This is a genomic window from Bacteroides caecigallinarum, assembly GCF_016901995.1.
In the GTDB taxonomy this organism is placed as follows: domain Bacteria; phylum Bacteroidota; class Bacteroidia; order Bacteroidales; family Bacteroidaceae; genus Phocaeicola; species Phocaeicola cellulolyticus.
The window spans coordinates 1-23,321 of the sequence record NZ_JACJLE010000054.1; the positions used below are offsets into that span (position 1 = coordinate 1).

Consider the following 23,321-nt stretch of genomic DNA (forward strand, 5'->3'; position numbering starts at 1 on the left):
CTCAGCAGAGCTCGCCTCCTCTTTGATTCACGAGGCAAAGTTAACACTTTACTCCTTGAATCTACTACTTTTAAAGACCAAAACGTTGCACTTCGTTTTGGAATCTACAAGCCTCGGCTTGGGAAAGTCGAGGCTTTGTCATAAAAAAAAGAGGGCATGCATTTTGACACACCCTCTTTATTCCATTAATGTTTTTTACAGATGTTTACTATGCTATAATTATAAATTTAATATTTTATACATGATTTAATTTATTTCTTTATATTTGTACTTTGTTAGCCTTATTGATTTTTAGGCTTAAAACTATCTGTAGATTTTAAATATGAAGGTAATTTTTAAGTATATCATAGCAGTAATATTTTCTGTATTTTCTTTTGCGGATTTGTTTTCCGATGTATTTGACGGAGCGTTCAGTATTCGTCATATTGGTCGTGCTGATGGTTTGAGTAGTGAAAGGGTCTTTTCCATTGTTGAAGACAATGATAATGTGATGTGGATTTCTACAAGGACTGGAGTTGACAGATATAATGGTCTTACAGTAAAGAATTATTCCCTGCTTGGTAATTATTATTATGGAGATATGGCCGGTAGGATAATCAGGCTTCTTCATGACAATCATTTTGGATTGTTGGCATACGACCATACTGGTAGGATTTACAGATATCAACCTGAAACAGATAGTTTTGAGTTATATTTCTTTTTGGGAGATTATATTAAAGGTGAAATAATTCTTAATAAAATATTATCGGATAAATACGGAACTCTTTGGTTGGGATTAAGCAATGGACTTTATTGCAAAAAAACAGACGAAACGTTAAATCGTGTTGTTGATGGGGAGTATATAAATGATATTGCCTGTACTGGTGATTCGTTGTTTATAGGAACATCTGATGGAGTCTTACACTTAATGACTAATGATGGTAAAAGTACAGATCAACTTGTAGAAGGAAAGAATGTACAGACCTTGTATTATGACAGAGACGAAAAGAAACTATGGATAGGTACATTCAATAGTGGATTGTGGAGTCTGGATTTAAACGATCAATCATTGCATTGCATCGAAAGCCATCATCTGTCTTTTCTTAATCCTATTCGTGCTATTACTCCATATGATAATAACAGAATTCTAGTTGGTATAGATGGCGGTGGAGTATATTTTGTGGAAAAAGATACTCAAAAGACAATGTTGTTTATCAATGCAGAAGATAGTGGTGAATTATATTTGCATGGCAATGGAATATATACCATCACTAAAGACTTTCAGGACAATATTTGGATTGGCAGTTACACAGGAGGGGTATCTGTGGCTATCTCAATGAAATATCCTATTACTGTACTGAGGCATGAAAGGGGAAATCCGCAGTCGTTGGTAAATAATAATGTGAATGCAATAGAAGAAAACTTAGACAATGATTTATGGTTTGCCACTGATGATGGTATAAGTATCCAGCATAAATCAGATTTCAGATGGAAGCACGTTTTAAAATCTACTGTAATAGTTGATTTGTGTAAGTCGGAAAATGGAAATATGTGGGCAGGAACTTATGGTGATGGTTTGTATTATATAGATAAGGATGGGTGTGTTATTAGGCATTTTACCAGAAATACAGACGACTTGACCACAAACTATATTTTTTCGTTAAAGGAGGATGCCGATGGAGATTTATGGGTTGGAGGTCTGGATGGTAATTTGATAGTAGTCAATAAGCAAGGAAAACGTAAAGGAGAATTTAAGGTAAATTGGGTTCATTCCATTGAAGAGGTTGATTCGGGTAAGATGGCAGTAGCCACAGTAAATGGTTTCTTTATTGCAGAAAAAAATAACTTTAAGGTGAGCCGTTATGCCACTACTCGTGAATTTAATAATAAAAATATCAGTGCATATATAGTTTCTATGTTGTTTAATGGTGACGAAACTGTATGGTTAGGTACAGAAGGTGGTGGACTGAATCTTTATAATATAAACTCAGGTGATGTAAGAACCATTACTACGAACGATGGTTTATTGTCTGATGATATATACAGTCTGCTGCGTGATATGCGGGGACGCATATGGGCCAGTACAGGTAAAGGTCTTGCTGTGGTTAACGGTTTGCAGGTATCAAATCTGAATTATATGCATGATACAGACAAAACGTATAACAAGTCGGCATGTGCTAAACTATCTGATGGAAGATTTGCTTATGGAAGTACTGATGGAGCAGTTTTTATTACTCCTGATGCGATGGACATTGAGGCTTACGATGCTCCTGTCAGAATAATAGACTTGAAACTGGAATACGTTTCACCAGATAAGGAAATGCAAATGCGTCCGGACATTTATTCCATGCTCATGGATAAGAAAGTCAATCTGGATTACAGGTATAATTCTTTTTCTGTTACTTTCGAGTCAATTAATTATCGTTTTCAGCATGATATTGCTTATCAGTATATACTTGATGGTTATGAAAAATCGTGGAGTGCGATATATTCTAATGGTGCTGTCAGATTTACCAATGTATCTCCCGGCACATATACTTTGAAAGTCAGAAGTCTTAGAAAAAGTAATGGAGAAATTATTTCGGAAGAGTCACTTTCGATAAATATTGCTCAGCCATGGTGGAACAGCTGGTATTCATGGATAATATATGTCGCTTTCGTATGCGGAATATTTTATTTTATTCTCCGATATAAAAGCAATCAGCTCCAGAAAAAACATAATGAAGATAAGATTAAGTTCTTTGTTGAGACAGCACACGATATACGTACTCCGGTAACACTTATTATGGCTCCTTTGGAAGATTTAAGTAAGGAGAAGAATCTTCCGGATGATGTCAGCTATTTGTTGGAGACAGCACGCAGTAACACACAAAAGCTGAATACTCTGGTAAGTCAGTTATTGGAATTTGAAAAGATAGATATAAGTAATAAAAATGTGCTTCTTAAGCCGGTTAATATCAATGATTTGTTAGTGAAGGAATATGTAAGTTTCCAGTCTTTTTGCGATAAGAAACAGCTGTATATAAAGATGTCCTTGCCAGAACATGAAGTGTTCGCAATGGCAGATGAGCGACTGATGGAGATGTTGCTTGATAATCTTATTTCTAATGCATGTAAATATACTTTGCCAAATGGAACAATAAGCTTGTCGCTCTACATTAATAAGAAAAATATAGTAATTGAGGTTAAAGACACAGGTATTGGCATTCCTGAGGAAGCTGGCAGACAGTTGTTCAAGAATGTTTATCGTGCTGTTAATGCAAGGCAAACCAACGAACCTGGCACAGGATTCGGTTTGTTGCAAGTTCAGCGTCTGGTAAACATGATGAACGGAAAAATATCATATAAATCTGAGGTAAACAAGGGTAGTACGTTTTATGTTACATTGCGAAAGGCAGATATCGGTATTCCAACGGCTGATAGTGTTATAGAGAAAGAAATCTCTCCTGTCGTGGAAAATAAAAGTGAAGATATTGGTATTTATGCTGAGAATCCTAAAAAAGATTCGGATACACTGCTTATTGTTGAAGACAATGATGAATTACGTTGTTATTTAAGGAAGGTTTTTGAGCGTGATTACCGTGTAGTTGATGTCTCTGATGGAAATAAGGCATTGGAATGCCTGGCAGATGAATATCCTGACCTTATATTGTCGGATGTTATGATGCCGGGAATACAAGGCGATGAACTATGTCGTATAGTGAAGGATAATCCTCAGACATCAGGTATTCCATTTATATTGCTGACGGCGAAAGTTACTCACGATGCTATGGTTAGCGGTTTGAAGAGTGGAGCCGATGATTATATCCCTAAACCTTTCAGTGCAGAAATCTTGAAACTGAAAGTCCACAGTATTCTTGAAACTAGGAAGAGCCTAAGGCAGTTTGTCTTGAAAAATGTGGTAGCGCAGATTGAGAAAACGGATACTTGTAATACTGAAGTCTTTAATAATAATGAGGAAGTATCTCATGAAGATGAGGGAACTTCAGAAGAGACGATTCTATCAGTGTCTGATGATGACATGAAATTTATCAAGCGTGCTACTCAATTGGTCATAGATAATATTGATGATGTTGAATTCAATATAAATCAATTGTGTCAGGAGATGGCCATGAGCCGTACTTTATTTTATAATCGTTTGAAATCGCTGACAGGAAAGGCTCCTCAGGATTTCATTCGTTTGATTCGTTTGCAGCGGGCTGCTGAACTTTTAAAACAGGGAAAAAGTGTTGTGGATGTGGCAGCTGAAACAGGTTTTGTTAATGCTAAATATTTCAGTACATTGTTTAAAAAACAATTTGGAGTATCACCAAGTAAGTTTTTAGAAGAAAATTCATAAATAAGCAGGACTTGATATTACGGGCTTAGAAATCAATAAGGTTTCATAAATGGAGGTTTATTGATTTTTAAGCCCGTTTTTTTTGTGAGAATCTTTATATATACTATGTGATTTGGTAGTTAAAAATCAAAAATGATAGATTTCAACCCTTTTCTGTCAGTATTCAAACCACTAAAAACAGTATTATACCCAATTTTGTCCACAGCTTGATAAGCGAAAATAATCTTTAGTTAACTGTAAATGAGAAAATGTGAATACATAAATGTTTAACCCCAAAAACTATCGGTAATGAAAACAGTTTTTTTATTTTTATTACTCTGCTTCGGAGTAAGTCTGCAATCCTGTTCAAAAGAACCGGTTAAACCGGATAATACGGAAGAGGAAATTAATGATGAAAGTAATGCTAATGAAAGTGAGGATGAACAGCAACATCCTGAAGATGATTCGTCGGACGGTGACGAACCTTCAAAACAGTGGAATCTAATATTTACAGAAGATTTTGATACTTTCGATGATTTGATCTGGACAAAGGAAACACATGAAGCCGGTTGGGTAAACAATGAACTTCAGGAGTATATCGAAGCATGTGTTAGTGTAGGTAAAGATGGAGATAAGTCAGTTCTTATTCTTACGGCCAAAAAAGAAGGGGATAAATTTTATTCAGGTCGTGTAAACAGCAAAGGCAAGAAAAGTTTTCAATATGGTAAAGTAGAAGCAAGTATAAAACTCCCTAAAACAGCAAACGGATTATGGCCTGCATTTTGGATGATGGGCGACAACGATAGGCAGTGGCCTGCCTGTGGTGAGATTGATATAATGGAGATGGGAGAAAAAGCAGGCATAGCCAATAATACAACAGAAACATATATCAATACCGCAATTCATTATGGTCCTAATGTCGAAGGACATGAACAGGTATTCCAAACCAAGACAATGGAGAAAAGTCTACAGGATGGCAACTATCATGTCTATTCTTTGGAGTGGAATGAAAATGAACTTATCGTAAAGGTTGATGATATATTAATTAAGACATTCAATATCGGACCTGACAGTGGTCGTTTTGAGTATTTTAATGATAAATTCTATTTATTGCTTAATCTTGCAGTTGGCGGAGATTTTCCAGGCATTACAGATCCGGCACAGATTACAGCATTGAAGGATGGAGAAAAAGCCCAAATGTTTATCGACTGGGTGAAAATATATAATTAATCTTAATACTATTACTTATTAAAAACTTATGAGAAGATTAAACTACAAGTACACATTGTATTGCGGTACATTGTCCTTGTCTCTTTTGGGAGGAATACCGCAAGTGAATGCCGGAGTTGCAGAAGTCAATCTTGCAATAATGCAACAGAATCGACAGGTTTCCGGTAATGTTAAAGATGCGATGGGAGCGATAATCGGAGCTTCGATTGTTGAAAAAGGAACAACAAATGGAACCATTACTGACATGGATGGTAACTTTGTTCTGAATGTACAGCCGGGGGCCACATTGGTGGTAAGTTATGTCGGTTACAAAACAAAAGAAGTAAAAGTTGGTACTTCACCACTAGATATCACTCTCGAGGAAGATAGTAAGGTGTTGAGTGAGGTAGTCGTTACAGCGTTGGGTATAAAGCGTGAGCGTAAGGCGCTTGGTTATGGTGTAGATGAAGTAAAAGGTGAAGCACTGACAAAGGCTAAGGAAACCAATGTCATTAACTCAATGGCTGGTCGAGTACCTGGATTGGTTGTCAGTCAGACTGCCGGTGGACCTTCAGGTTCTACACGTGTACTTTTGCGTGGTAATACAGAAATGACAGGAAACAACCAACCTCTGTATGTCATTGATGGAGTACCCTTGGATAATACAAACTATGGCAGTGCCGGTACGGAAGGAGGTTATGACTTGGGTGACGGTATTTCAAGCATTAACCCTGATGATATCGAGAATATGTCTGTTCTTAAAGGTCCTGCTGCTTCAGCGTTGTATGGTAGCCGTGCCAGTCACGGTGTAATTCTTATCACTACAAAGAAGGCTAGCGGTAAGGATGGTGAACGTATGAGTGTTGAGTATAATGGTACAATGACATTTGAAACTCAACTTGCTAAATGGAACGAAGTTCAGCAAATATATGGTATGGGTAGTGATGGCACTTACAGTATAAATGCTGTTGCAAATACAAATAAGAGTTGGGGACCAAAAGCCGACGGTTCAAATATGCTGGATTATTTTGATGGCGTTTCGCGTCCGTATTTGATAATTCCTGATAATGTATCAGGTTTCTTCCGTACAGGTTTGACTGCAACAAATACATTGACTTTAAGCTCAAGTCATGGAAAGTCGGGAGTACGTTTTACTTACACTGATATGCGTAATAAGGATATAGTTCCTAATACAAATATGAGCCGTAACATATTCAATTTGCGTGCGAATACTAGTATGGGAAAAGTTGATTTGGATTTCAGTACAAACTATACACGCGAATCGGTAAAGAATCGTCCTGCACTTGGTGACAGCAAAGGTAATGTCGGTAAAAATCTTATGACTCTTGCCACTACATATGACCAGGAATGGTTGAAAACATACCAGGATGCAAACGGTGAATACTCTAACTGGAATGGTTTGGATCCATACAATGTAAACCCTTATTGGGATGTTTACAAGAATTCAAACCAATCGGATAAAGATCAGTTCCGTTTCAATGGCAAGGCAATATGGAACGTTACAGATCATTTTAAACTTCAGGGTACAGTCGGAGCTGAATTCAACTGGTTTAAGTTTGAGGATTTCAAGGCTCCTACAACTCCTGGTTATGAAGCCGGCAGATTGCAGATAAGCAATTTCAGAAACCGTATGTACAACTTCGAAATGTTGGCTCTGTATAACAACTCCTGGGGTGATTTCGATTTCAATGCAACATTGGGTGCCAACTTGTATAAAGTGAATAATGAGACTACAATTACTACAGCTCAGGATATGAAGATACGTGAAACGGTGGCACTCATGAGCTTTAATGAAACAAGTGTGGAACAGAATTATTACAGAAAACAGATAAATTCTATTTATGGTGCAGTAAATGTTGGATGGAGACACCTGATATATCTTGATGCTACATTGCGCGGAGACCGTTCTTCCACATTACCTTTGAATAACAACACATATATCTATCCTTCATTCTCAGGTAGCTTTGTATTCTCTGAACTTATAAAGAATCACAATTTCCTGCCTTACGGAAAACTCCGTGTGTCATGGGCACAAGTAGGTAGCGATACTGATCCTTATCAGTTGGGATTGGTATATACAAAATCTAAATTTACTTATCCTGGATATACTTTAGGCTCTATCAGTAACACTACTATTCCTAATCGTGACCTAAAGCCTACAAGAACCAACTCATACGAAATGGGATTGGAATTGAAATTCCTGAATAGCCGTATCGGTCTGGATTTCACTTACTATAACCAGACTAGTAGAAATCAGATTATGGCTATGGCTAGTTCATGGGCTTCCGGTTATACATATCGTATGATTAATGCCGGTGAAATCCAGAACAACGGTATTGAAATTGCTTTGAACACTCGTCCTATCCAGACAAAGGACTTTTCATGGGACTTGAACATCAACTTCTCTAAGAACAATAACAAGGTTAAGGAGTTGGTTGACGGTATTGATTTGTTCGAGCTGGAAAAGGCTACATGGCAGGATGTTCAGGTAGCAGCTGTAGTAGGAGAAAATTTTGGTTCTATCATTGGTCCTGATTTCAAACGCAATGAAAATGGTGATATCTTGATTGATCCAAGCACCGGTTTGCCACAATACGACAATAGCAATCATATTTTGGGTAACGCTTCATGGGATTGGACAGGTGGTGTAATAACGAACTTCACATACAAGAATGTTTCTCTTGCTGCTGTATTCGATATTAAGGTTGGTGCCGATTTGTATTCAATGTCAGCTCGTGCTGCATACGAATCTGGTAAAGCATTGGAAACATTGGAAGGGCGCGAAGAATGGTATAAATCAGAAGAACAGCGTAAAGCTTTAGGCATAAGCGAAGCAAATTGGACACCGACAGGTGGTTTCATTGCTCCTGGTGTAATAGACAATGGAGACGGAACATACCGTCCTAATGATATCTACGTAAATCCTGAGGATTATTGGATGAATATCAGTCGTTATGCTCCATCAATGTTTGTTTACGACAACTCATACATTAAATGTCGTGAAATCACATTGAGCTATTCATTACCTAAAACATGGTTGAAGAATAAGGTTCAAGGATTGACTGTGTCTTTCGTTGCGCGTAATCCGTTTATTGTTTGGAAGAATATTCCTAATATCGATCCTGATTCGAACTATAACAATACTACAGGTATGGGTATGGAATACGGCTCATTGCCTTCACGTAAAAGCTATGGTTTCAATGTCAACGTTAAATTCTAATTAATCCTAAATCATTTCAAAAAGAAATACACAATGAAACGTTACAAATCATATATAAAAACAGCAATGTGCATGGCAATTGCACTTGCTTTTACAGCTTGCAGTGATGAATACATGAATGACATGAATACAGACCCGTCGAAAGCTGAAAATATTGACCCAAATTCACAGTTGACTTTTGCCGAACTACAGACATACGGCGACCTTGGAATGATAGAGATATACCGAAGCTATATAGGTGCCTTTACGCAGCAGCTTATGGGATGTTGGAATACAACAAACTACGGAGGTCAGCACAAAATTGACAATAACGAAATGAATCGTTTTTGGACAAATCTTTATACTACAGGAATCAAGAATCTTGTAGATGTTGAGGTAAAGACAGAAGGTGACGAGAACAAAGTGAACATACATGCCGCTGCTGTGATTTACAAAGTATATCTTATGTCTATCATAACAGATACATACGGTGATGCTCCATACTCAGAGGCAGCCAGAGGTTTTATCAGTGGTATAACAAGTCCACGTTATGATACACAAGAGGAAATCTACAACAGTTTCTTTACAGAACTGACTGAAGCCGCTGCCGCTTTAGACGATAAGAAAGATGAAATCACAGGTGATGTGATATTTAATGGAGATATAAGAAAATGGAAAAAGCTTGCAAATTCTCTTCGTATGCGTTATGCTATGCGTATATCTGATGTTTCTCCACAGAAGGCGCAGGAAGAGTTTGAAAAGGCATTTACAGATCCTGCCGGCTATATGACAAGTGCTGATGATGATGCTTTGATTGAATACATGGAACTTACATTCAATTTTGGTCAGGAAGCATATACTGATTACAGGCGCAATGCTTTGTCACAATTGTACTTTGGTAACGACCCTGCAAACAACCAGACTTATATCTGTTCTACTTTCTTCAACACATTGAAAGACAAGAACGACCCTCGTACTTTTGTTCTTACCCGTTGTTATTTCGACAAGGGTCTGACTCAGTCAAATCCTAATAACCGTATTGATCTGACAGATGAAATGCTGGAACTGGGTGCACAGTTCAACCCTTCTAAACCGGGTGAATTCTGGTATGAACCATGGCCGGATAATGGATATTGGAGTGAAATTATAGCGGACCTTAAAGAAAGGTATCCTGACAATGCAAATTACTCAAATCCATGGCTACAGGATGCTACCCGTCCTAAATTGGCCCAGAATTTCCTGAAATCTGATAATCCGGGTGTCGTTATGACATATGCTGAGGTTGAGTTCCTATTGGCTGAGGCTAAACTTAAAGGATGGAACGTGGGCTCTACAACTGTTGAACAGCATTATGAAAATGGCGTTAGGGCTTCAATGGCATTCCTTGTTGATAATTATGATTGTGAAATAGACAATCAGGCTATAAACGATTATATTGCAAATCATCCTATCTCAGCTCTTAGTGACGAAGGTAAGAAAGAAGCTATAAATACTCAGGCTTGGATTCTTCACTTCCATAACCTGTCAGAGTGTTGGGCAAACATTCGTCGTTCGGGGTATCCAAAACTGAAATCTCCTGCCGAATATGGCTATGCAGCTGATAAGCTGACAGGAGGATACGACATTCCTGTACGTTTATGCTATCCTATTCTTGAGTCTTCATACAACAAGGAAGGTTATCAGGAAGCTTTGGACCGTATGGGTGGAACTAACAGTTGGAATATTCCTGTATGGTGGGATAAAGAATAAAAATCTAGTACACTAAACAATTTAAATTTCGTATTAAAATGAAAAATATATATTGGATATTATTTATATTGCTCGGTGCAGGTTTCTCTTTTACATCTTGTAGTGAAGAAGAGCCATTTTCTACTGCAACAGCAGATGACGAGCCTCGTATTATAGCCCCTACGTTTCCGGAGCGAGACGCTAATGGTGGACTGGGAACTATTTCTGAAATAGACAGGGATGTATTGTTCTCAATAACGGTAACAACTACGCCTGCTGATTATACATCTGTGGTATGGACGCTTGATGGTGAAAATGTTGGGACAGAAAAGACACTCGACATGAATCTTGAAGCAGGTATATATCATCTTAGAGTTGATGTCTCAACTCCTGTAGGAAAGACAACTTTTCGTGAAGGACTTGTAAAAATAAAAGCTTTGGCCGAAGATCCTCAGAGTGATGAAATCGTATTAGAACGCATTGTTGTACCAGGAGGATGGGCACGATTAAGCGGAACAAATCTTGACAAGGTAGCAAAAGTCGCTTTAAAGCAGATAAATGTTAGTGAATCTAAAAGTAATCCAGAAGTAGAAATATCTGATGTAACATACGTCGAATCAGGTGCCTATATTGAGTTTAAAATTCCTGCAGGATTGGCTGACGGTGAATATCGTGTGGCATTTGTTGATGTGAAAGGCAATAGATACGGTGCTAATACAATGGATGTTACTTCTAAGTCTTTGGTAACATCAGGCCCTGATAGTAAACAGCCAAATGCTAAGTGGACTCTTACAGGATTGAATATGGATAAAGTTGCTTCGTTGTCATTGGGTGGAAACGCAATCACTACATTCGTTGAACAATATTCAACTCGTTTGACTTTCGTTTCACCTATAGTTGCAGATGGAGACTATGTACTGACTGGTATAACAAGTGATGGAGAAAGCGTTAATTTCTTTGTCGAAGACGAGATAAAGACAGAGCTAGCTGTTACAGTTAAGGATTCACCATCCGAAGTTGAATTATGGAAAGGACATTATTATGTTTCTTGGGAGGCTGGAGCATCAGAATCTGCAAAAGAATTTGGTGAAGTTAAAACAATGATTCAAGATTTGCCTCTAGGAAGTAAATTGAAAATATATTACACAATAGAGCCTAATGATACTTATCATCAGATTGGAACCAAAACTGCTTATTGGACGGATCTTCCAGGTTATCCTGAATCTGTATTCTCGGAAGATGGTGTTGTTGAAATTGTTTTGACTCAGGAGATAATTGACTTGTTGAAGGCTGAAGCTGGATTTATCTGTGTAGGTCATGGATATTATGTTGACCGTGTAACTTATGAAGAATAATTTATAAACAGCGAATATAATTGATAAATATGAATTTTAAAAGATTACTTTTAGTTTCGTCCATTATAGGAAATGCTGCCTGCCTCGTTCAGGCGGCAACTCCTGCAGGTTTGACGAAAGATGCAAATATTGAGAAAAAAATTGAAGCCACACTGTCACGAATGACTTTGGATGAAAAAGTAGGACAGATGACAGAGCTTTCTATCGATGTCCTTGGTAGTGTAGTTGGAGGGGAATTCAAACTCGATAAGGAGAAAGTAAAAAATGCAATTGGAAAGTACAAAGTCGGATCTGTACTGAATGCTCCCGGGCCTGTTGCACAGAGCCGTGAGAAGTGGAAGGAAATTATCGGCTATATCCAGGAAGTATCAATGAAGGAGATAGGTATTCCTTGTATCTATGGTCTTGACCAGAATCATGGTACCACATATACACTTGGCGGAACACTTTTCCCGCAGAATATTAATCTTGGAGCTGCATTCAATCCTGAACTAACATACGAGTCGGCTGTCGTGACTGCCTACGAAACGCGTGCAAGTAATTGTCCGTGGACCTATTCGCCTACAGTCGATATGGCAAGAGATCCTCGCTGGTCACGTGTTTGGGAAAACTATGGTGAAGATTGTCTTATTAATGCCATAATGGGAAGCGAAGCTGTCCGAGGCTTCCAGGGAGATGACCCTAACCATATTCCAGAAGACCGTGTAGCGGCTTCTGTTAAGCACTACCTTGGTTACAGTATGTCGCGTACTGGTAAAGACCGTACTCCGGCTTATATATCTGAATCTGATTTGAGAGAGAAGTGTTTTGCTCCATTCAAGGCTTGTGTTGAGACTGGTGCGCTTACTATTATGGTGAACAGTGCTTCTATCAATGGTGTGCCGGTACATGCCAACAAGCAGTTGCTTACAGAATGGCTTAAAGAAGATTTGGCATGGGACGGGATGTTGATTACAGACTGGGCTGATATAAATAATCTTTATACTCGTGAAAAGGTAGCTGCCAACAAGAAGGAAGCAATAGAAATTGCAATCAATGCGGGTATTGATATGGCTATGGAGCCTTATGATCTTGATTTCTGTACACTGTTGAAGGAATTGGTAGAAGAAGGTAGAGTTCCTATGAGCCGTATAGACGATGCTGTTCGTCGTATTCTTCGTCTGAAATATCGCTTGGGACTTTTTGACAATCCTAACACTGATTATAAGGATTATCCTAAATTCGGAAGCAAGGAACATGCCGCAATCGCACTCAAAGCAGCTGAAGAATCAGAAGTGTTGCTGAAAAACAAGAATAACATATTACCATTGTCAAAAGGCAAGAAAATCCTTGTGACAGGTCCTAACGCAAATTCCATGAGATGCCTTAACGGCGGATGGAGCTATACATGGCAGGGGCATCTTGCCGACCGCTTTGCAGGCGAGTATAATACCATCTACGAAGCTGTAAGCAACAAGTTTGGCGCTGATTTGGTAACCCTAGAACAAGGAGTTACATACGTTGCCGAAGGAGCGTATTACGAAGAAAGCACTCCTGAAATAGAAAAAGCTGTGGCTGCAGCAAAGAATGTAGATGTAATCATCGCATGTATAGGCGAAAATTCATATTGCGAGACTCCTGGAAATCTGGCAGACCTTGCAATCTCTGAAAACCAGCGTAACCTTGTTAAAGCTCTTGCTACGACAGGCAAGCCTATTGTTCTTGTAATAAATGGCGGTCGTCCACGTGTTATAAGTGACATTGAACCTTTGGCAGACGGTGTAATTAATATCTTGTTGCCTGGTAATTATGGTGGAGATGCATTGGCAAATATCCTTGCCGGTGATGCAAATCCAAGTGCTAAGATGCCATATACATATCCAAGAAACCAAGCTGAACTTACTACATACGATTATCGTGTAAGCGAGGAAATGGATAAGATGGAAGGTGCATACGATTATGATGCTGTAATTTCTGTTCAATGGCCTTTCGGTTACGGTTTGAGTTATACTACTTTCGATTACAGAAATCTGCGTGTGAACAAAGATACTTTTACTGAAAACGAAAAACTGGAATTTACAATAGACGTTACAAATACTGGAAAGATTGCAGGTAAAGAAGTTGTAATGTTGTTCAGCAGCGATTTGGTAGCATCGCTCACACCAGAGAATCGCAGACTGCGCGCATTCAAGAAAGTGGAATTACAGCCAGGTGAGACCAAAACTGTAACATTGACTATCAAAGGAAGTGATCTTGCTTTTGTAGGTGCTGACGGAAAATGGATACTTGAGAAAGGTGATTTCCGTATGCAGGTAGGAAATCAAGTCTTGAATATTAAATGTTCTGATACACATAAATGGGAAACTGCTAATATCTGTGTTAATAAATAGCATTGTCTGATTACTTTTAACGAGCCTGGTCATTTTGAAATGGCCGGGCTTTTTTGTTTGTAAACATTAAATAATTACCTTTGCATTATCATTCAAAACATCATAAAATGCAGCAGGAAGACACATATAAGACAATTGAGGGGATTTCCGAATCAATATATACTGAGAAGCGAAGCAAATTCATAGCCATAGCTCTTCCGGTCCGTACACTTGGGGAGATAAAGACATACCTTGAGGAATATCAGAAGAAATATTATGATGCCCGCCACGTGTGCTATGCCTATATGCTTGGGGCTGAAAGAAAGGATTTCCGTGCCAATGATAATGGTGAGCCTTCCGGTACTGCAGGACGTCCTATACTCGGTCAGATAAATTCTTTCGGACTTACAGATATTCTTGTTATTGTGGTGAGATATTTCGGAGGAATAAAATTGGGAACAAGCGGACTTATAGTCGCATACAAAACTGCTGCCGCTCAGGCTCTTGAAGAAGCTGTAGTGATAGAGAAAACTGTTGACGAGGATGTGTATTTTGCTTTTGAATATCCTTTTATGAACGATGTAATGAGGGTTGTGAAGGAAGAGGAGCCGGAGATTCTCGAACAGTCGTATGATATGGACTGTCTGATGAAGCTGAGAATCAGAAAATCTTCAATGCCTAAGTTGAGGGCACGTTTGGAAAAAGTGGAGACATTGCGTTTTATTGATGAAAATATAGATACAGAGGTTTAATAATTTATAATTATCAGAAATATGCTTTTACTATTTGTGAACTAATTTTAAAATACTATCTTTGTGTCAAACAGATAATCAATCGACTATGAAAGCATTTGTAATTTCTTTACTTCTTGTTTTTCTTGTTTCCGGATGCGAAATAAGAAAAGGTGAAGGTGTTGTCCCGCTGGAGAAGGTAGAGGAATTACTTGAAAGTTTCACAATTACAGAACTGTTTCAGGAAAAGCCGATAACTGCAGAAGACATAAAAATCACCAAAGAACTTTTATTTGATAAATATACTCTTGAGGATGTTTATCCTTACAAGGACACTGTACGTTCCATAAAGTGGGATGTTATAAAGAAGTGTTTGGCATATGTAGAGAATATGGAACCCGAATCGGGTAAATGGTGTGTCATACAGAATTACAGAAACAGAAACGGTGAAGCTGCATTGGTCAGAAGGTTTGTCAGAAATGAATACAAGCGTGTATCTGATACTTTGGGAGTGGAAAGATATCAGTCTGTGCCTTTGTATCTGTTGTCCGATACCGTTACCCCCGAGCGTTATGGTCGTGACGGCTCTTTAGCTTCTGTTCTTGGAAGAAAAGGTGGATATATTCATATACGTCCTGCCACGTTCGATGACGAATGGTATGTTCCGGAAAGATATGTCAAGATGCTTTCCGATTCTACAAACTTCCATCATGTCGTTTTCGTTGACCGTGGGGATCAGAATATAACCACTCTTGAAAGAGTGGCAAAGGCTGAATGGAAGGTGAGAAGCATTAACCCTGCTACTACCGGACGTCATTACCCTCCATACGCTCAAGAGACTCCGCTTGGTATGTATCTAATTCAGGAAAAGAAACAGAAGATGATTTTTCTGAAGGATGGTTCGAGTGCAGTAGGAGGTTATGCGCCGTATGCAAGCCGTTTTACCAATGGGGCATATATACATGGAGTGCCTGTGAATGTTCCTGCCACAAAGATGATAGAATACAGCTGGAGTTTGGGTACCACTCCGCGTTCACACATGTGCGTTCGTAATGCCACTTCGCATGCCAAATTTGTTTACGACTGGGCTCCGGTGCAGGAAAGCCTGGTTGTAGTAATTGAATGAATATTCGATATAACATTTCATTGAGTTTTTTAACTAACTGATTTTCAGATATATTAATATAAAGTGCTATCTTTGCGGCTGAATTTTTCATTGATTTTTGATAATGCGCAATATATTAATATCTATATTTCTTGTTTGTTCCGGCTTTGTAGTTCCTGCCATGGCACCGTCTTTTGCCAGTGGTATGCTTGTACATTCTCCTTCAGAAGTTGACGAATGTGCCAACCTTTATGAATCTATGCAGCTTGAGGGAGTTGTCAATTATAAGGCTTTTCGTCAGGCTGTAGAAGGATACAGGAAAATCGAAAACCGTCATCGTGATATTCTTACCCTTATAGATTTCTCCAAGCCCTCGACAGAGAAGCGTCTCTATGTATTCGATATGAAGAACCGCAAGATGCTTTTCAATTCTCTTGTATCGCATGGCAGAAACAGCGGGGAGAACTATGCCACATCATTCTCAAACGAATATGGTTCTTATAAAAGCTCTTTGGGATTCTATCTTACTGAGACTACCTATAACGGAGGTAACGGGTATTCGCTTATCCTTAATGGACTGGAAAAGGGGATAAACGATAAGGCAAAGGAACGTGCCATAGTGGTTCATGGAGCATCTTATGCCAATCCTTCAGTGATAAAGGGCGGTGGTCGCTTGGGTAGAAGTCTTGGATGTCCTGCGCTTCCTCAAAAGATTTCCAAACCAATTATTGATGCAATAAAGGGTGGAAGCGTGATGTATATTTATGCCGAGAAACCTGAATACTTCGCACAGAGTGAGATTCTGTCTGATGTGACTGACGGAAAGAAATCATGATTTTCCCATTATAATCGTAAATACTGTTCCGTAACCGACTTTTGATTCTACATTTATTAATCCGTCGTGCAGGGTAATTATCTGCTTGCAGAGGCTTAAGCCTATACCTGAACCGTTTGGTTTAGTGGTGAAGAACGGAACGAAGATTCTTTCCTTTACTTCAGGTATAATGCCTTCTCCGTTGTCGGATATGGTGAATTTTATAGAATCGTTTTTGTGATATACGGCTGATACTTCTATTCTAGGATTTTCTGTTTTTCTGCATGCTTCAATAGCATTCTTTATAATGTTCAGAAATACCTGTTCCAACTGTGCCCTGTCAGCAGATAGAGTCATATCATTGTCTTCCAGAGTAAAATGTATATAATCGGTAGCTGTAAGTCCTTCGATGTCCTTGAAAAAGTCATAAACTTTTATTTCGCTTTTTACTGGTGCTGAAATTCTAGTAAGCTTTCTGTAGTTGTCAACAAATTCCATAAGTCCCTTACAGCGACGGTTTATTATTCCCAGTCCCTGAGAAATATTTCTCTGGGTACTTTCGTTTATCGGGAATTCTACGCTTCTTTCTTGCAGAGTGTCCGACAATGAAATGATAGGGGTAATGGAATTCATAATCTCATGCGTCAGTACCCTGATGAGTTTTTGCCATGCTTCCATTTCGTTCTTTTCCAGTGCGGAATGGATATTGCTCATGCTCACTATGAACTGTTCCCGTCCGTGAACAGAAATCCTTGTACATGAAACAGATAAATCGAGTGTTGATTCCTGCTTCTTTCTGTGTACTATCTTTTCCTTATTGTTTAGTGCATTCTGAATATCTTCCGGCAGTTTGAATACTTCCGGTCCTAAGATACTTTTTGCCGAATTGTTCATCCATATAATTCTTCCGTCCTTATATGTAGAGATTACGGCGGTATCTACACAGTTCATTAGATTCTTGTAGTACTGGTATTTCGTCTCGTCTTCCATGGCAGAGCTTTTCAGATCCTTTATGATGAACGTCAGAGTCTCTGCCAGTTCAGATATCTCCTTGTCCTTGAAAGGGGGAGTTATTATACTGCTTGTGTCTTTCGATTTCAGACATTCTATGGCTTTCCTTATCATCTTTGTCTGTTTGTTCTGCAGCCGGTATATGTTTATTATTACGAGCAGACATAAAACAGAACAAAGCAGACAGGAGAAAACGAGTTTAGTATGCATACAGTAAACCGTTCCTGCCATACACAGAAACAATGCGACTGTATTTGTCAATATGTAGATATTGAATCTTCCCATACCTGATGAATTAGAGTTGTAGTTTGTCTATTTTTCTGTAAAGAGCGAATCTGCTTATACCTAAGAGCTCGGCAGCCATAGTGTAATTCCCGTTCGTTACCTTTATGGCCTTTTCTATAGCTTTCCTTTCCAAAGCCTCAAGGTTCAGTTCCTCGTCCGGCAGGCTTTTCTGTTCCTTGGCATTATGTGCGAAAATAAAGTCGTCAGTACGCAGCGAGCTGTTGTCGCTCAATATCACAGCCCTTTCTATTACGTGCTGAAGTTCTCTCACATTTCCCGGCCATGAATATTTCATGAGTTTGTTTTTTGCGTCCCTGTTGATACTGGAGATTTCTTTTCTGTACTTCCTGTTGTATATCTTCAAGAAATGCTCTGCCAGCAGGATTATATCGTTTCCTCTTTCCCTGAGTGGTGGAATGTGAAGCTCAATGGTGTTTATGCGGTAGAGGAGATCCTGGCGGAACTTTCCTTCGTCTATCATGGATTGAAGGTTTGAGTTGGTGGCGGATATCAGACGTATGTCTATCGGTGTATGTTCCACTCCTCCAAGTCTTGTGATATACCTTTTCTCCAATGCAGTGAGCAGTTTTGCCTGCATTGGCAATGACAGGTTTCCTATCTCATCAAGAAACAGTGTACCTCCCGATGCCATTTCCATTCTTCCCGGTTTTGACTTTCTTGCGTCTGTAAACGCGCCTTTTTCATATCCGAAAAGCTCACTCTCGAACAACTGTTCGGGTATGCTCCCAAGGTCTATGGTTATAAAGCTTTCTCCGGCACGTGGCGAAAGGCTCTTCACCATACGCGCCACCATGTCCTTACCCGTGCCGTTCTCGCCTAAAATCAAGATGTTGGCGTCTGTCTCAGATAGTCTGTATATCGTGTCCTTCAACTTTCTTACGGCCGGAGATTCTCCTATGAAGTCCGAAATCGGCGATTCGTTTCCCATAGCCGATACCTGTTCGCGCAATCTGTTGATTTCTTTGTTCGATTTGCTAAGTTTTATTGCAGACGACAGTGTGGCAAGCAGTTTCTCCTTTTCCCAGGGTTTTGAGATGAAGTCGGTTGCACCTGCCTTTATAGCCCTGACAGCTTTTTCTGTGTCAGCGTATGCTGTCATGAACACCACTACAGCTTTAGGGTCAATACTCAATATTTGTTCCAGATATTCAAACCCCTCATTACCGCTTATTGCGTCGCGGCAGAAATTCATATCCAGAAGTATCACGTCCGGACTGAAAGTTTCCATGAAGTGCTTTATCCTCGATGGCTGAGTAGTTACCTTAATCTTTTCCATATATGGTTCCAGCAGAAGATTTAATGCAAACAGCACATCTTCATTGTCGTCTATTATAAGTATTTTTCCTTTGTCTTCCATGTTATTATCGTGTTTTTGCAAATATAATATTTAAAACAATGTGTTGTATGTGCGTTATCGCACGTTTTTTGTGCGTAAACGCACGATATAGCGAATGATTTACTTCTTCTAAACATCTGAAAAATAAAGATATAGCATAATGGCATAGTTTTTGATTTTAATATACCGGATAAATTATTTTCATTTAACTTCATTGACTTACAGTTGCCATGAAACGAATAAGAATATTTCTGATTTTAATTTTAACAGTTTGTATCGTAGGCATTGCCTATGCAGGTGATACAAACAGAAAACTTACGCTCACTCTTGAAGATGCCATATCGATTGCACACGATAATTCGCCGGAGGTACAGGCTGCAAGACATACATACCGTGCAGCCTATTGGAATTACCGTTCTTTCCGTGCCAACTATCTGCCGTCGGTAAGTCTGATTTCCAATCCATATCTTAACAGGCAGATTAACAAGATTACCCAGCCGGATGGAACAGAACAGTTCATTCGTCAGAATAATTTGAGTACCGACCTTGGATTGCAGATTAGCCAGAATGTATCTTTAACGGGTGGTAACTTTTTCGTACAGACCTCTACACAGAGGATTGACGAGTTTGGAAGCAATGGCAGAGCGTATAACACTCAACCGTTTTCAATAGGTTACACTCAGTCACTCTTCGGATATAACTATCTGAAATGGGACAAGCGTATCGAGCCTGTGAAATACCGTGAGGCATGCAAGACTTATGCGGAGACTATGGAACTTATTGCGTCAAGAACATGTCAGCTTTTCTATGCCCTTGCCTCGGCACAGACCAATCTTAATATAGCACGTTCCAACTATGCTTCTGCCGATACATTGTACAGATATGCGCGCGGAAGATATAACATAGGCAGTATCACCGAAAATGAGATGCTTCAACTTGAAGTGAATAAGCTGAATGAGGAAACAAACATGATGAATGCCGGAATAGAAGTTGAAGATGCCATGCTAACACTGCGTTCTTTTCTCGGAATAAATGACGATGCGGAGATAGAAGTTATTCCTGCAGACAGCATATACTATTTTGATGTACCGCTTGATGAGGCTCTCAAACAGGCATACGAGAACAGTCCGGACATCGACCTGTATAAAAGACGGAAACTGGAAAGCCGCAGTCAGCTTGCATCAGCTAAAGCGTCAAGAGGTTTGAAGGCTGACCTGTATTTGCAGTTCGGTCTGTCGCAGACGGCAGATATTTTTAAGGATTCGTACAGAAATCCGCTCGACCAACAGTATGTGAGTCTTTCCATAGCAATACCTATATTGGATTGGGGACGAGGCAAGGGAAAAGTGAAAGTGGCAAAATCGAATGTAGAACTGGTGGAGACACAGGTGGTCCAGGCCATGACAGACTTCGAACTGAATGTCAGGAAAATGGTACGTCAGTTCAATCTTCAGTCGCAGCAGGTAAGTGTGGCACGAAAAACGGAACGCACTGCCACGAAGCGTTACGAAGTGGCTCTCAAACTTTATCTTATGGGTAAATCATCGATACTTGATTTAAATGCAGCGACAACTGAAAAGGATTCTGCACTCCGGAACTACATATCAGCTATGCAGACATACTGGACTCTATACTACGGTTTACGTAGTATAACACAGTATGATTTTATGAATAAATGTCCGATATGGCATAATCTTGAATTCTGATAATAAAAAAACATTACATCTATGGATATAAAACTAAAGAAGAAACCCTGGTACATACGCTACAAGTACAGGATAGCAGGCGGGGCAGTAATCCTTGCTGGGATAGTTTATGTGATAGTTCTTGCGTCCGGTCCCCGCCGGTTGCGGATAGACATCGACAAATTACAAATTTCGGAAGTCACGGACTCGGATTTCATGGAGTATGTTGACGTAGAAGGCATAGTACAGCCCATTATGACCATTATGGTGAATGCGCGCGAAGCCGGGAACGTAAACAGCATCGTAGCCGAAGAAGGAAGACTGATGAAGAAAGGAGATACGATATTGATACTCTCCAATCCGAATCTGATGAGAGATATCGACGACCAGCGTGATGATTGGGAAAAACAGATGATAACTTACCGCGAGAAAGAGCTTGAAATGGAGCAGAAAACTCTAGTCCTGAAGCAGCAGACACTGGAAGCCGAATACGAACTGAATAAAATCAGGAAAAGTTTTGCCCTCGAAAAAGAAGAATACGAAATGGGAATACGCAGTAAGGCACAACTTGAAGTGTCGCGCGATGAGTATGAGTATAAGACGGAGTCCACACGACTTAAATTGCGCAGTCTTCGTAGCGATTCTGCCATGACAGTTATCAGAAAAGAACTTCTGAAGAATGATTACGACAGAGAACAGAAAAAACTGCAACGCAGTCTTGAAAGGATGAATGACCTGGTGGTACGGGCACCGGTGGACGGGCAATTGAGTTTTGTGAAAGTAACTCTCGGTCAGCAGGTAGGAGCGGGCGAGAACATTGCCGAAGTAAAAGTCCTTGATCAGTTTAAAGTTCACACTTCGCTAAGCGAATATTACATCGATAGGATGACAACTGGGCTACCGGCTACTGTATCCAATCAGGGAGAGAAATATCCTTTGAAGGTAACCAAGGTTGTTCCCGAAGTGAAGGACCGCATGTTCGATGTCGATTTGGTCTTTACAGGAGATATGCCGGACAATGTCCGTCTGGGGAAAAGTTTCAGAGTACAGATAGAGTTGGGACAGCCGGAACAGGCAGTTGTAATTTCGCGCGGTAATTTCTACCAGCATACAGGCGGCAGATGGATTTATAAGCTCAGTGATGACAAGACACGGGCATATAAAGTGCCAATAACCATTGGCCGTCAGAATCCGCGTCAATATGAAATAACCGAAGGTTTGCAGCCCGGTGATTGTGTGATTACGTCAGGATATGATAACTTTGGCGATGCGGAGGAATTGGTGTTTTAGACGTTTGGAAAAAATGTAGCCGACTCTGAAAAAACGTGGGCAAGTTTTACCTTAAATTTGCCCACGTTTTTTTTAACAGTTTCTAACGCTTCTTTTGCTTTAATTTATCTTATATTCATTTGTCGCTCCACATTCCATTGTGTATCTTTGTAAAACTAAGTGCTTTATACAAAAAACAGACTTTATATGAACAGATTATATCCCATAGGAATCCAGAACTTCGAGAAACTTCGTAAGGGTGGTTTTGTTTATGTTGATAAGACTGCGCTTATACATCGTCTTGTCTCTACAGGCGGTTATTATTTCTTCGGTCGTCCGCGCCGTTTCGGCAAGAGTCTGATGATTTCCACTCTTGAGTCTTATTTTGAGGGTAGAAAAGATTTATTTCAGGGACTTGCAATAGAAGGACTGGAGAAAGAGTGGAATGTTCATCCGGTGTTTCACATGGATTTGAACAGCCGCAATTATAAGGATGTTGATGCTCTTTATGGCATTTTCAATCAGCATCTTGAAAAATGGGAAGAAGTTTATGGCGATGAAAAGAAGGACCGTGCACCGGAAGAGCGTTTTGCATATTTGATAGAAAAAGCTGCAAAACAGACCGGTCGTGGTGTAGTAATCCTGATTGACGAGTATGATAAACCTCTTATACAATCATTGGACAATGAGGAACTTCAGTCCGAGTACCGAAGTATTCTGAAATCCTTTTACGGTAATCTGAAATCATGCGACAAGTATATCCGCTTTGCTCTCCTTACGGGAGTGACCAGATTCAGCAGGGTAAGCATTTTCAGTGATTTGAATAATTTGAATGACATCACTATGGATCCTGACTTTGCGTCTTTGTGCGGTATAAGCGAAAAAGAACTTGTAGAATTCTTTGATG

General features: G+C 39.5%; 14 protein-coding genes. 12 read left to right on the forward strand and 2 right to left on the reverse strand.

The genetic code is table 11. The features are described 5' to 3' along the window. The first annotated feature begins 322 nt into the window (after positions 1-322). From H6A61_RS12895 to H6A61_RS12935, 9 genes are all read left to right on the forward strand, one after another. Complete coding sequence (locus H6A61_RS12895) at positions 323-4,318, forward strand: hybrid sensor histidine kinase/response regulator transcription factor (RefSeq protein WP_204394176.1); 3,996 nt, start codon at positions 323-325, stop codon at positions 4,316-4,318. A 288-nt stretch (positions 4,319-4,606) separates the two neighbouring features. Further along, the gene (locus H6A61_RS12900; protein WP_204394178.1) at positions 4,607-5,527 is read left to right on the forward strand and encodes a glycoside hydrolase family 16 protein; all 921 of its coding nucleotides are present in this window, start codon (positions 4,607-4,609) and stop codon (positions 5,525-5,527) included. Between the two features lie 28 nt (positions 5,528-5,555). Continuing rightward, on the forward strand, positions 5,556-8,747 hold the full coding sequence (locus H6A61_RS12905; protein WP_204394180.1) for a SusC/RagA family TonB-linked outer membrane protein: 3,192 nt from the start codon (positions 5,556-5,558) through the stop codon (positions 8,745-8,747). Between the two features lie 33 nt (positions 8,748-8,780). After that, positions 8,781-10,475 (forward strand): SusD/RagB family nutrient-binding outer membrane lipoprotein, encoded by a 1,695-nt coding sequence (locus H6A61_RS12910; protein ID WP_204394182.1) that lies wholly within the window; start codon positions 8,781-8,783, stop codon positions 10,473-10,475. A gap of 38 nt (positions 10,476-10,513) precedes the next feature. Next, on the forward strand, positions 10,514-11,809 hold the full coding sequence (locus H6A61_RS12915; protein ID WP_204394184.1) for a hypothetical protein: 1,296 nt from the start codon (positions 10,514-10,516) through the stop codon (positions 11,807-11,809). A 29-nt stretch (positions 11,810-11,838) separates the two neighbouring features. Next, complete coding sequence (locus H6A61_RS12920) at positions 11,839-14,178, forward strand: glycoside hydrolase family 3 N-terminal domain-containing protein (protein ID WP_204394187.1); 2,340 nt, start codon at positions 11,839-11,841, stop codon at positions 14,176-14,178. A 107-nt stretch (positions 14,179-14,285) separates the two neighbouring features. After that, a complete protein-coding gene (locus H6A61_RS12925; protein WP_204394189.1) occupies positions 14,286-14,909 on the forward strand; it encodes an IMPACT family protein in 624 nt (207 codons plus the stop codon). Positions 14,910-14,997: 88 nt separating this feature from the next. Then, positions 14,998-16,014, forward strand: coding sequence for a L,D-transpeptidase (locus H6A61_RS12930; RefSeq protein ID WP_204394191.1), 1,017 nt, complete (start codon positions 14,998-15,000; stop codon positions 16,012-16,014). 184 nt (positions 16,015-16,198) lie between these two features. Continuing rightward, the gene (locus tag H6A61_RS12935; RefSeq protein WP_289074194.1) at positions 16,199-16,828 is read left to right on the forward strand and encodes a murein L,D-transpeptidase catalytic domain family protein; all 630 of its coding nucleotides are present in this window, start codon (positions 16,199-16,201) and stop codon (positions 16,826-16,828) included. On the opposite strand, the gene H6A61_RS12940 is transcribed toward H6A61_RS12935, so the two are convergent. Together H6A61_RS12940 and H6A61_RS12945 are read right to left on the reverse strand one after the other, a co-directional pair. Beyond that, positions 16,823-18,103 carry a sensor histidine kinase gene (locus tag H6A61_RS12940; protein ID WP_204394195.1) on the reverse strand — a complete coding sequence of 427 codons (1,281 nt, stop codon included), beginning with the start codon at positions 18,101-18,103 and terminating at the stop codon, positions 16,823-16,825. The genes H6A61_RS12935 and H6A61_RS12940 overlap by 6 nt on opposite strands. 10 nt (positions 18,104-18,113) lie before the next feature. After that, positions 18,114-19,481 (reverse strand): sigma-54-dependent transcriptional regulator, encoded by a 1,368-nt coding sequence (locus H6A61_RS12945; RefSeq protein WP_204394197.1) that lies wholly within the window; start codon positions 19,479-19,481, stop codon positions 18,114-18,116. A 209-nt stretch (positions 19,482-19,690) separates the two neighbouring features. Here H6A61_RS12945 and H6A61_RS12950 point away from each other — a divergent pair, with 209 nt between their 5' ends. The 3 genes from H6A61_RS12950 to H6A61_RS12960 all read left to right on the forward strand — a co-directional run. Beyond that, positions 19,691-21,166: a TolC family protein gene (locus tag H6A61_RS12950; protein WP_204394199.1), complete on the forward strand. Its 1,476-nt coding sequence runs from the start codon at positions 19,691-19,693 to the stop codon at positions 21,164-21,166. Positions 21,167-21,187: 21 nt separating this feature from the next. After that, positions 21,188-22,435: an efflux RND transporter periplasmic adaptor subunit gene (locus H6A61_RS12955; protein WP_204394201.1), complete on the forward strand. Its 1,248-nt coding sequence runs from the start codon at positions 21,188-21,190 to the stop codon at positions 22,433-22,435. Between the two features lie 186 nt (positions 22,436-22,621). Beyond that, positions 22,622-23,321: AAA family ATPase (locus H6A61_RS12960; protein WP_204394203.1), on the forward strand; the 700-nt coding region annotated here is incomplete at its 3' end.

Coding starts and splice junctions, on each gene's coding strand:
- H6A61_RS12925 (WP_204394189.1), top strand. CDS start 14,286: ATGCAGCAGGAAGACACATATAAGACAATTGAGGGGATTTCCGAATCA.
- H6A61_RS12900 (WP_204394178.1), top strand. CDS start 4,607: ATGAAAACAGTTTTTTTATTTTTATTACTCTGCTTCGGAGTAAGTCTG.
- H6A61_RS12915 (WP_204394184.1), top strand. CDS start 10,514: ATGAAAAATATATATTGGATATTATTTATATTGCTCGGTGCAGGTTTC.
- H6A61_RS12935 (WP_289074194.1), top strand. CDS start 16,199: ATGCTTGTACATTCTCCTTCAGAAGTTGACGAATGTGCCAACCTTTAT.
- H6A61_RS12940 (WP_204394195.1), bottom strand. CDS start 18,103: ATGGGAAGATTCAATATCTACATATTGACAAATACAGTCGCATTGTTT.
- H6A61_RS12945 (WP_204394197.1), bottom strand. CDS start 19,481: ATGGAAGACAAAGGAAAAATACTTATAATAGACGACAATGAAGATGTG.
- H6A61_RS12955 (WP_204394201.1), top strand. CDS start 21,188: ATGGATATAAAACTAAAGAAGAAACCCTGGTACATACGCTACAAGTAC.
- H6A61_RS12920 (WP_204394187.1), top strand. CDS start 11,839: ATGAATTTTAAAAGATTACTTTTAGTTTCGTCCATTATAGGAAATGCT.
- H6A61_RS12950 (WP_204394199.1), top strand. CDS start 19,691: ATGAAACGAATAAGAATATTTCTGATTTTAATTTTAACAGTTTGTATC.
- H6A61_RS12895 (WP_204394176.1), top strand. CDS start 323: ATGAAGGTAATTTTTAAGTATATCATAGCAGTAATATTTTCTGTATTT.
- H6A61_RS12910 (WP_204394182.1), top strand. CDS start 8,781: ATGAAACGTTACAAATCATATATAAAAACAGCAATGTGCATGGCAATT.
- H6A61_RS12930 (WP_204394191.1), top strand. CDS start 14,998: ATGAAAGCATTTGTAATTTCTTTACTTCTTGTTTTTCTTGTTTCCGGA.
- H6A61_RS12905 (WP_204394180.1), top strand. CDS start 5,556: ATGAGAAGATTAAACTACAAGTACACATTGTATTGCGGTACATTGTCC.